Annotated in this window: 2 protein-coding genes and 2 pseudogenes; all 4 read right to left on the bottom strand. The window is 66.9% G+C overall.

All coding sequences use genetic code 11. The annotated features are described in order from the left end of the window. Positions 1-687: pseudogene (locus NW75_RS20695) on the bottom strand (AAA family ATPase); the annotation flags it as partial. A gap of 163 nt (positions 688-850) precedes the next feature. Next, positions 851-1594, bottom strand: a complete 744-nt coding sequence (locus NW75_RS20690; RefSeq protein WP_033967296.1) for a thioredoxin domain-containing protein — start codon at positions 1592-1594, stop codon at positions 851-853. A gap of 29 nt (positions 1595-1623) precedes the next feature. After that, positions 1624-2352, bottom strand: coding sequence for a thioredoxin domain-containing protein (locus tag NW75_RS20685; RefSeq protein WP_033967295.1), 729 nt, complete (start codon positions 2350-2352; stop codon positions 1624-1626). Next, positions 2349-2472 (bottom strand): annotated as a pseudogene (locus NW75_RS24765) (DUF721 domain-containing protein); the annotation flags it as partial. The gene NW75_RS20685 and the pseudogene NW75_RS24765, both read right to left, overlap by 4 nt.

The raw sequence follows: 2472 nt of genomic DNA, 5'->3' as shown, positions 1-2472 counted from the left end.
CATCGCGCCAGCGCGCAAAGATCATCCGCGCCTCCGCCACGCGGATCTGCTCGGACAAAGCGCGATAGCGCTCCGCCTGCCGCGCCTGCCGCCGCAGCGCATTGGCGCGGCCGTCCTGGTCGCGATCAGTTCATCGAGCCGCGCGAGATTGGCCTCGGTCGCACGCAATTTCTGCTCGGCATCCTTGCGCCGGACGTGCAGCCCGGCGATCCCGGCGGCCTCTTCCAGCATCGCGCGGCGCTCGGCCGGCTTGGCGGCGATGATCGCGCCGATCCGCCCCTGGCTGACCAAGGCGGGCGAATGCGCCCCCGTCGCCGAATCCGCGAACAGCAACGCCACGTCCTTCGCGCGCACATCGCGCCCGTCGATCCGGTACGCCGACCCCGCCCCGCGCTCGATCCGGCGGACGACTTCACTTTCCTCGCCCGCACTTTCGATCAGCATCGACACTTCGGCGAAATCGCGCGCCGGCCGCGTGTTGGTGCCCGCGAAGATAACGTCGTCCATCCCCGCCCCGCGCAGCGACCGCGCCGAGGTCTCCCCCATCGTCCAGCGCAGCGCCTCGAGCAGATTGGATTTGCCGCAGCCATTGGGGCCGACGATCCCGGTCAGCCCCGGCTCGATCCGCAGATCGGCGGCGTCAACGAAGCTTTTGAAACCCGATAGCCGGAGACGCTTGATCTGCATTCAGAGCCCCCCGGCTAGAGTGGATGGCGGTTCTACAAAATTCTCGCTTCCGTTCGCCCTGAGCCTGTCGAAGGGCCCCTCTCCCCACGCTCCGCGCTTGCGGCGGGCGGGGCTTCGACAGGCTCAGCCCGAACGGACCTGCCTTTAACCGGGACGCGCGACCTTACGCCCCAGCGCGCTTCAACGCTGCCTCGACGTCAGGCCAGGACACGCCCTCAACCTTCGTGCCGTTGAGGATGAAAGTCGGCGTGCCGGTCACGGTCGCGCCCTCGCCCTTGCTCATCAACCCGATGAGTTCGTCCAGCGCCTTGCTGTCGGCGATGCACGCGCGCGCCTTGGCTTCGGGAATGCCGCGCTGCTTCACGAAATCGACATAGCCGAGATAGTCGCCCCAGGCAGCGGCCGCCTGGCTCGGCGTCTTGCCCTGCAACGACGCCTGCAGCGCGTTGGCTGCGGCCTGATCGGCCAGCTTCGCCTCGAACTGCGGCTGCGCCATGTACATCGCTTCCAGCAGCGGGAAGAAGGTGCTCGGGTCAACGCAGCGCCCAAGCAGGCTCGGCGCGAAATCGGGCTGGCCGTGCACCAGATAGTCGCGGAATTCGTAGGACACCTTGCCGGTGGTGACGTACTTCTCGGTCAACGGCTTCTGCCCGGTCTGGCCGAACGCGCCGCAAGTCGGGCAGGTGCGCGATCCATATTCGACCAGCTTGATTGGCGCATCGGGGTTACCCATGCGATAGCCACCCTCGGGCGTCTTGGAGACCACTTCGGTCCAGTTTTGCCCGGCGGGTGCCGGCTTGGCCGCCACCGGCGCTGCGGCGACGCTGTTGCCGCCCGATGCCCCGCCACCGCCGCACGAAGCGAGCGAAACGGCAGCCAGCGCGGCGAACAGGATGCGAGGGTTCATCGAATAAGCTCCTTGGAGAAAACGCATTTTTACTTGGCAACGGCGGCGCGCACCAGCGGCTCCAGCGCCGCCCAGGTGAAGGTATTGGCTTGCGCCACGCCGTTGATGAGGAAGGTGGGGGTGCTGTTCACGGCATAGGCCTTGTTGGCCGCCGCGGCGCGCTGAGCGACCAGATCGACCGCCTTGGTGTCGGCCAGGCACGCAGCGGCCTTGGCCAGCGGCATACCCTTCTGCACCACCAGATCGGTATAGCCATAGAATTTGGCGAGATAGGCGGCGATCTCGGTCGGCTTGGCCCCCTGCAATTGCTGCTGCTTGTCGTCGGGCACCTGGTCGGGCCTGCCGACGAGCTTCTCCTGATTGGCCATCATCGCGTTCAACAGCGGGAAGAAGGCGCGCGTCGGCACGCAATGCCCGAGCAGGATCGGCCCGAGATCGAGCGCGCCATGAATGGGGAAGTCGCGGAATTCATAGCTCAATTGCCCGGTCGCGATGTAGCCGGTGCGCAGCGCGGGCAAACCGTCGGCGTCGAAATGCGCGCAATGCGGGCACGTGCGCGATCCAAATTCGACCAGCTTCACCTTGGCATTGGGATTGCCGATCCGCACCCCGCCCTCGGGCGTGGCGACGATCATGCTGGCCCAGGCGGTCTTGGCGGGCGCGCGATGCGCCCCAGCCGTCTTCGCCGGTGCGGCCTGCGCTGCGGAGCTTGTGCCAATCACAATGGCCATTGCCGCCAACACCAACCGCATTGTCATCCTTCACTCCCACCAACGATCGGCGCGCCACGCGTCGCCGCAACCCCTGCGGCCAGCGCTTCCAGCACCGCCTTCAATTCCGGATCGGCGATCGTGCGCAAGCTCGCGCCCAGTTCGACG

This window comes from Sphingomonas sp. Ant H11, from assembly GCF_000797515.1.
Taxonomy (GTDB): Bacteria; Pseudomonadota; Alphaproteobacteria; order Sphingomonadales; family Sphingomonadaceae; genus Sphingomonas.
Note: the sequence above shows the minus strand (reverse complement) of the source record. Positions and strands in the feature narration are given on the sequence as shown.